Here is an 8,021-nt window from a genome sequence, read left to right as displayed (position 1 = left end):
TGACCATGTACAGGATCGGATTGGCGCGCGAGATCGCCTGCCAAGGCTCGCCCAGCATGTTGACCGAATAGAACACGCCGCCGAGGTAGGTGAGCGGGGTCAGCACGAAGGTCGGCACCAGGGCGATGTCGTCGAACTTCTTGGCGTAGACCGCGTTGACGAAGCCGGCCAGCGAGAAGATCGTCGCGCCCAGCAGCACCGAGAAGAAGGTGACCAGCGGATGGGCCACGTGCAGCGAGGTGAAGAACAGCGCGATCAGCAGCACCAGTGTGCCGACCACCAGCCCGCGCGTGACCGCGCCGGTGACGTAGCCGAGCAGGATCACCCAGTTGGGCATCGGCGAGACCAGCATCTCCTCCACCGCGCGGCTGAACTTGGCGCCGAAGAACGAGCTGGAGATGTTGCCGTAGCTGTTGGTGATGATGCTCATCATCACCAGGCCCGGCACGATGTACTGCATGTAGGAATAGCCGCCCTGGATCGTGCCGATGCGGCTGCCGATCAGCTTGCCGAAGATGACGAAGTACAAGGTCATCGTGATCGCCGGCGGAATCAGCGTCTGGGTCCAGATGCGCATGATGCGCACGATTTCGCGGCGCACGATGGTGTGCAGGGCGACCAGGTTGGCCGAGGTGTTGCTCATGTCAGGCTCGCTTGTGCATGGATGCCCTTCCGGGGAAGGGCTGGGGTGAAAAGGACTGTGACCCCGCGCCGCGTGGCTCAGGCGGCCCGCGTCGTACCGTTCTCGACCAGCCGCACGAACAGCTCCTCCAGCCGGTTGGCCTTGTTGCGCATCGATTTCACGATCACGCCGCGGTCGGACAGCATGGCGAACAGCGAGTTGAGGTCGTGCTCGCGGGCCATCTCCGCCTCCAGCGTGAACTCGTCGACGCGCCGCACCTCCACGCCCTCGACCGCCGGGAGTTCCGCCGGCGCATGGGTGACGTCCAGGATGAAGGTCTCCACGTCCAGCTTGGCCAGCAGCTTCTTCATCGAGGTGTTCTCCACGATCGTGCCGTGGTTGATGATCGCGATGTTGCGACACAGCTGCTCGGCTTCCTCCAGGTAGTGCGTGGTGAGGATCACCGTGGTGCCGGCGGCGTTGATGCCGCTGACGAATTGCCACATCGAGCGGCGGATCTCGATGTCCACGCCGGCGGTCGGCTCGTCCAGGATCAGCAGGCGTGGCTCGTTCATCATCGCGCGGGCGATCATCAGGCGCCGCTTCATGCCGCCGGAGAGCATGCGCGCCTGGTGCTGCGCCTTGTCCCACAGGCGCAGCTCCTTGAGGTATTTCTCCGCGCGCTGGGCCGCAACCTTGCGCGGGATGCCGTAGAAGCCAGCCTCGTTCACGCAGATGTCGAACGGCTTCTCGAACTGGTTGAAGTTGATCTCCTGGGGCACCAGGCCGATCAGTTTCATCGCCTCGTTGCGCTGCCGGTTGACCGACACGCCGAAGATGCGCGCGTCGCCGCCGGTGGAGTTGACCAGCGAGGAGAGGATGCCGATCAGGGTCGACTTGCCGGCGCCGTTGGGGCCGAGCAGGGCGAAGAAATCGCCCTGCTGCACGGTCAGCGAGATGCCCTTGAGGGCTTCGACGCCGTTGCCGTAGGTCTTGCGCAGGTTGTCGACGACGAGTGCGGGAACGGATGACATGGGCTGCACCGTGGGGGCCAGCCCTCTATTATACGGGGCTGCTTTCCTGCCGCCCGGTCACGCCGGACGTGCCTCCTGCTCCGGAATCCCATGGCCGACCACTTCACCCTCCGTCTCGTCGACAGCTTCATGCTCGCGCCCAGCGTGCGCCACCTGGTGTTCGAGCGCGCCGACGGGCAGCCGCTGGCCTTCCAGCCGGGGCAGTTCCTGCAGGTGCATTTCCATTACGACGACGGCACGCCGACCAAGCGCAGCTATTCGGTCGCCACCGTGGGCGACGGCAGTGCCCCCGTGCAGCGGATCGAGATCGCGGTCAGTTACGTCGAGGGCGGCGCGGCCACGAAATTGCTCGGCAACCTGCAGCCGGGCGAGACCATCGAGGCCAGCGGTCCCTACGGTCGCTTCTGCCTGCACCCGGGCGACACCCACCCGCGCTACCTGCTGCTGGCCACCGGCACGGGCGTCACGCCCTACCGCGCCATGCTGCCGCTGATCCGCCAGCTGCTCGCCAAGGGCGACCGCGAAGTGGTGCTGCTCTACGGCGCGCGCAACGAGGAAGAACTGCTCTACGGCGAGGAGTTCGAGGCCTTCGCGAAGGAAAACCCCGGCTTCACCTTCCACGGCTGCCTCAGCCGCCAGCCGCGCGCCGTGCCGCGTCCGCACGACCGCAGCGGCCATGTGCAGGGCGTCCTGGCCGAACTGGCCCCGCACGCCGACCGCGACATCGCCTACCTGTGCGGCAACCCGAACATGGTCGATGCCGCCTTCACCGCGCTGAAGGAATACGGCCTGCCGGTGGCGCAGATCCGGCGCGAGAAATACGTCTCGTCGCGCTGAGCCGAGCCACCCTGCTCACCGGAGGTCCACCTGGCGGGGCGGCCGTCCCGCCAGGGCGCCAGCCTGCAACGCGCCGGTCTCCTTCGGGCCGGCTCGAACCGGGCGCCTGCCACCCGCACCCTTCAAGTTTGTTTCCCCCGCGTCGATAAGTACCCCGCCAGCGCAGGCGCTCTGCTCACCCACCATCCGCTAAACCTTCCGCCGAGTCGGGTCCCGTCAAAAATGTGACGGTGTTCGCGCTTTCGGGCGGAAGTCCGTCGCGTGCCATCAAGGCCGGGCGTACGTGGCCGAAAGCACCTTCAGGCGCGCACGATCAGGCGCGCCACGAGGGACGTCATGAAAGGTCTGCGTTGCTGGTGGTGGATGGGCTGTATGGGCGTCGCATTGTTCGGCGCACCGGCAGCGCATGCCGACGGCGGACGTATTTCGTTCAGCGGGGCAGTCGTGGCGCCAACCTGCACCGTGGACGCGGCAGGGCTTTCCGGTTATGGGGCGGCCCCCCGCCAGTTCACCTGCGGAAATGCCGGGCGTTCACCGACGAGCGCCCCGCGGGCTTATGCAATCACGCAGCGCACGCCGATCGCCGATGTCCGCGGCGATCGCCTGCTCGCTTATTTCGGCCAGTACGTTGCCGCTGCCGACAAGGACGCTCAGCCGTCGCTGGTTACCCAGACCTACGATTGATACGCACCGGCCGGGCTGGGGCGCAAACCTCAGTTGTAGCTCAGGGTAAATGTGGCCGTAGCCTCGACCGTGCCCGAATCTACCTGGCCCGTGGCGTAGTAATGGGCGAAGAACGACAGCGTGCCATCACCGGAGGGGGCGGGGCCGGTGGAAACCGAGGCATTCGCCGTGCCCCTGCTGCCATCGAAGATTACCGGCTGATCGTTCGCATCGAGCAATTCGATGCCCACGTTTGCCGCCCCGCCCTGCCGCCGCTTGATGTTGTTGGCGATGACGTTGTTGAAGCCATTGCTCATCTTTGCTGACAGGTCCACGAACAACGTGTTCGAAACCGACCCGGTCGGGCAGTGAAGGGTAATGCTGAAGGCGGTCTCCCCTGCGGTCGTGCCCCTTCCCGCAAAGGCGGCGGTCGACACGGTCGGCAGGATCACCGGAGGAACCGCATCCCATGTGCACGCCGACGCCACGAAGTCCACCCGGCTGGAGAGTACGAAATACTCCGGCACGATGCTGCCCCACTGCCAGTCGGCCAGTCGGGTGCCTGCCGGCAGAAAGCTGCCATCGGCGATGGGGCCGGTCTGTACCAGCTGCAGTTTGGTGCCGACACTGAAGGCCGAGAGGCCTCCGTCGGTGCTGTAGATGTCGAACGGGCCCATGTAGTTGCCCGTGTCGTTGTCGTGGATGAGCTGGTAGCCCACGCCGGCAACGCCCGTCGGATAGATGTAGTTGAAGCCCCCGAACGGCGGGCCTGACGATATCTTGTTCACGACGCCGTACCTGGTGCCCGGGTCGCAGTACACGTTGGGTGGACTGACAGGCGTCTCCCGATCGCTCGCGAGTACCGTGCCTGTGGAAGGAAGGTTGAATGGAATCGTGATCGGCGAGGCGATCATGAAGTTGACGGCTGACGACGTGCCGGACCAGAAAGCACAGTCGGCCTTCGCGTCCGGTGCCAGGCCAAGCAGCAGTAGAAGCAGCGGCCAGCTGCGGGGAAGGCGAAAGTAATGGAGCATCATCCGTTCCCCGGCGGCATATCCGCCGACATGCAGGTTGCGCTGGTTTCTTCGTAGGCGACGGGCTTGTGCTTGCCGCGTGGTGGCGACTGGTAGTGGAACGAGCAGGACCGGTCGGTGCCGTCGTCGTCCCGCCAGCGGGCGGTGAGCAGCCCGCTTTGCCCGACGCCGCGCACCAGCGCTTGTCCACCTTGGCCCACCATGCCCAGTGGCTGTCCACTTTCGTCGAACACCTGGGCACCGAAGGGCAATGGTGCGCCGTCGACCAGCCGGGTCCGCACGATCAGCGCGCGGCCGTTATGCGTCTTGAACTTCAACATGACCAGCGCGCCGGCATGGGGCACCACCTGGGCGCTGGTGGCATCGAGCTGCACATCCAGCGACAGCCCCTTGGGGTCGATCTGGATGGTGTTGAGCGTGTAGGGCGACAGGTACGGTACCAACGCATAGCCGTGTGCATCCACGCGTGCGCCCACGGCGTTCTGCAGCCGTGCGCCCGCGGCACCGGGGACATAGACGATGCCTGCCGTGTCGCCCATGGGTTGGCCGAAGGTCACGCCGCCCGGATGCGCCACGATGGCGCCGCTGAAGCCCGCCGACACCTGCGAATAACCCTGGCCGGCACCAATGCTCGCGTTCGCCAGGCCGTAGGAGCTGCGGTAGCCGCCCTGTAGCGAACCCGAGTTGCCGGCCGACCCGCCGCGCGAAACCGCAGCGCCGTAGTTGTATTGATTGGCATCGCCCAGGGTGCCGCTGAGAAGCGCCTGCTGGGAATCCCCCTGCACCGGGCTGTAATTTGCATTGAACATCATCGTCGGTGCGTGTGCACCTTCGCCCAGCGGTACGCTGAGGTTGAAAAAATACTCGTTGTCGTAGCGGTCGAACGGGTCGCGTGTGCGCGAAGCGGACACGCCGAAGGTGACCCGGTGGAAGCTGTTGTTGTAGCCCAGCTGAAATTGGGTATCCGTGCCGCGCCGGTCCCAATAATCGTTGGCGGAACCGGTGATGTAGAGCGTGCCGCCGCGCTCGCCCAGGTTCTGGCTCAGGGTGAGGTCGAAGCGGTTGCGTCGGCGCTGGAGGCGGGTGCCGCTGAGGCCGGTATCGCTGAGCGGGTTGCCAGTCAGCGCAGCGCGCTGCTCCGCGGTCAACAAGCTGGTTGCCTGCACGCCGTCGATGGTCTGCGTGCTCGGTGCGACGTAGCTGAAGGCATCCAGGCCGCGTCGGGCGTAATCCCTCGCCAAGGCCGCGTCAGTGAGGCTCAGGTAGCCGCTGGTCGAGTAGCGGTAGGCCGCCACGGTCAAGGAGGTGTCGGTCTGCGGCAGGATCTTGCTGTAACTCAACCGCACGCTCTGCCCCGACTGCAGCGACAGGCCGGGGACGCGAGCACGCGAGTGCGTCACGTCCATCGCGAGGGCGCCATAGCGCGTGTTGAGCGCGGCCCCGAGCAACGCGGCCTGGTAGCCCTGGGAGCCCTCTACGCCGGCGTAGCCGGTAAGGAGGTTGCTGAAACCGCGCTGCAAGGTGGCCTGTGCCACATCGGGCTCGTGCGAGAGCGAGATCTCGCGCAGCCGTCCGGCGACCAGGCCGAAGCGCGTGATGCCCGGACGCAGCAGCTGGGCCACGGATGCATAAGGCACGCTGAAAGTGCGCACGCGTCCGTCCGCCTCGGTGACGGTCACATCCAGGCTGCCGCCGTAGCCGGTGGGATACAGGTCATTGATGGCGAACGGCCCCGGTGCCACCGTGGTCTGGTAGATCTGCACGCCATTCTGGCGCACCACCACCAGAGCGTTGGTCTGCGCCACGCCCCTGACTACCGGGGCATAGCCGCGCATGGAGGTCGGCAGCATGCGGTCGTCGCTTGCAAGCTGGACGCCGCGGATAGAGAAACTGTCGAACACCTGGCCATCGGTATAGCTGTCGCCCAGCGTCAACTGGGCACGCCATGCGGGCAGGTCGCGCTGGATGTAACTGCGGATGTTCTGCCAGTGACGGCGCGACGTGCCATCGCCGGACGAGGCTTGCCAGGACACCGTGGAATCCTGGCGCAAGTGCCAGGCACCCAGGTTCAGCCCGGCGTTGAGCCCCAGGTAGGAATTGGTCTGTGTACGGCCCTGGGCGCGACTGCGGTAGCTGTTGAGGTTGTAGTTGAGCAGGCCGGCGACGACACCCTCGTCCCAGTATTCGGGCGCGACGTAGCCGCGCGGGGCGTGGCCCATATAGGCCTGAGGTACGCTCACGTCGAGCCGCAGGTTGCCCATGTCGAAGCTCATCTTCGCGTCCGGGATCAGCTGTGCGATATCGACGCAAATCGTCGGGTCGGCCAGCTTGGTCTCCAGGCCTGCGAACCTGGACGTGGGCAACGCCAGCTGGGCGAACAGTGCGTTGTCCAGGCACGGCGTTGCACTGGCTTGCGGCGAGGGCGCGGCAAAGCGCACGTCCTTGCGACCGACCCACGAGCGATTGAGGTACACATCCAGGTTGTAGACGCCGGGAAGCACCACGTTGCCGTGTTCGAAACGCGACAGGTCGGTCGTGTTGTTACCCGCCCCTGAAAGCAGGCTGCGGTCGAAGCTCGCGTCCAGGGAGCCACTGGCGGCTGCGTCGGCGCCGTCCGGGGTCGCGGCTGAGGGGCCCGCATCGGCGGCCAGTACCTGGCCCGTTGCCATGGCCATGGCAACCGCTGCGCACAGCAGGGGCCGGCAGTGCTGCAGCCGTACCTGTGCTGGCAGCCTGTCGTCGGCGCCCTGCAGGCGGTTCATGGCATGAGGCTGCTTTCGAACGCCATGGTGGCGCCGTAATCATTGATGATGCTGAAGCGGACCTTGCCCGGTGCGGCGGGCGCGTGCGTGAGTCCTGTGATGGGCAGGCGCAGATCGGCCTGCGGAGCAACCATGCCGGGTTTGTCGCCTGTGTAGGTCTTGCCTGCGTCCGTCAGGCTCACCCTCACGATCGTGATGTGATAGGCGGTGGGATTGTGCACCTCCAAGGCGTAGCCCTGGGCTTGAGGCACGACCTTCCAGCGGAGCCGGGTCGGGGCCTTGACCGGATCGCCTTGCAGGCCGGCGGGGCGATAGAACAGTTTCAGGCGCGAGCGGAATGCGAACTGCAACAGATTCTTGCCCGTCATCTCGGGAGAGGACGGCTTGGGCGGGATTTCCAGTACGTTCAACCAGAACAGGGATTCCCGATCGCTGGCCAGCGCCGCGCTGGTGGCGATGATGCGCAGGTTCTGGTCCTTGTGCGCCTCCATGCGGAACAGCGGAGGCGTGATCACGAAGGGCGTGTTGACCTTGTCCGGCGTGGAGTGTTCGTCGCCCGCGTCTACCCAGGCCTCCACCAGTGCAGGTCGGTCGTTGTTGTTCGTCAGGCGGACGGTGACTTCACCGTCCTGCGCCGGGAACACTACGCGCGTACCGGAGATGATCACGTTAGCGTGAGCCATGGCCGGCAGTGCGGCGCAGAGCGTAAGCAGCGCCATTAGCAGGGCGCGGAGCGAAGTCTTCATGAGAGGCCTCGTGGCGCCAGATTCCTTCCAGCAAGCGACGCGGTGGCCGGCGAACCGGCCACCGCGCGATCGAGCGATTACAGGTAATCCAGCGTGTACTGCACCGAGGTGCTCACGAGACCGGCGCCAGCCGTACCGCCGTTGGCGATGTAGGCGGCGTAGTACGTGAAGTTGGCTACGCTGCTGCCGGCGGGCAGGGTGACGGCGGTAACGCCCTGTGCGCCGGGACCCTTGGACAGATCCAGCTTGCCGGCGGTGCTGGCGGTGCTGGATAGCATCACTTCGACATTGGCAGCGTATGTAGAGCCAGTCTTGTTGCTCAG

8 protein-coding genes are annotated in these 8,021 nt (G+C 65.8%); 2 read left to right on the top strand and 6 right to left on the bottom strand.

The annotated features are described in order from the left end of the window. Together VFH59_RS05095 and VFH59_RS05090 are read right to left on the bottom strand one after the other, a co-directional pair. The coding region (locus VFH59_RS05095; RefSeq protein ID WP_325163804.1) for an ABC transporter permease at window positions 1-643 on the bottom strand (643 nt) is incomplete at its 3' end. Between the two features lie 77 nt (window positions 644-720). Beyond that, window positions 721-1,656, bottom strand: coding sequence for an ABC transporter ATP-binding protein (locus VFH59_RS05090; protein ID WP_325163803.1), 936 nt, complete (start codon window positions 1,654-1,656; stop codon window positions 721-723). A gap of 90 nt (window positions 1,657-1,746) precedes the next feature. On the opposite strand from VFH59_RS05090, the gene VFH59_RS05085 reads away from it, so the two are divergent. Together VFH59_RS05085 and VFH59_RS05080 are read left to right on the top strand one after the other, a co-directional pair. Further along, on the top strand, window positions 1,747-2,493 hold the full coding sequence (locus VFH59_RS05085; RefSeq protein ID WP_325163802.1) for a ferredoxin--NADP reductase: 747 nt from the start codon (window positions 1,747-1,749) through the stop codon (window positions 2,491-2,493). 336 nt (window positions 2,494-2,829) lie between these two features. Further along, the gene (locus tag VFH59_RS05080; RefSeq protein WP_325163801.1) at window positions 2,830-3,177 is read left to right on the top strand and encodes a hypothetical protein; all 348 of its coding nucleotides are present in this window, start codon (window positions 2,830-2,832) and stop codon (window positions 3,175-3,177) included. 29 nt (window positions 3,178-3,206) lie between these two features. On the opposite strand, the gene VFH59_RS05075 is transcribed toward VFH59_RS05080, so the two are convergent. From VFH59_RS05075 to VFH59_RS05060, 4 genes are all read right to left on the bottom strand, one after another. Then, window positions 3,207-4,193, bottom strand: a complete 987-nt coding sequence (locus VFH59_RS05075; RefSeq protein WP_325163800.1) for a fimbrial protein — start codon at window positions 4,191-4,193, stop codon at window positions 3,207-3,209. Next, complete coding sequence (locus VFH59_RS05070; protein WP_325163799.1) at window positions 4,190-6,952, bottom strand: fimbria/pilus outer membrane usher protein; 2,763 nt, start codon at window positions 6,950-6,952, stop codon at window positions 4,190-4,192. Before VFH59_RS05070 ends, VFH59_RS05075 begins: the two co-directional genes overlap by 4 nt. After that, window positions 6,949-7,698: a fimbrial biogenesis chaperone gene (locus VFH59_RS05065; protein ID WP_325163798.1), complete on the bottom strand. Its 750-nt coding sequence runs from the start codon at window positions 7,696-7,698 to the stop codon at window positions 6,949-6,951. The genes VFH59_RS05070 and VFH59_RS05065 overlap by 4 nt, the downstream gene beginning before the upstream one ends. A gap of 77 nt (window positions 7,699-7,775) precedes the next feature. Further along, the coding region (locus VFH59_RS05060) for a hypothetical protein (RefSeq protein ID WP_325163797.1) at window positions 7,776-8,021 on the bottom strand (246 nt) is incomplete at its 5' end.

Source organism: Frateuria sp., assembly GCF_035695185.1.
GTDB lineage: Bacteria > Pseudomonadota > Gammaproteobacteria > Xanthomonadales > Rhodanobacteraceae > Frateuria_A.
This window is presented reverse-complemented; position numbering and strand designations above follow the sequence as displayed.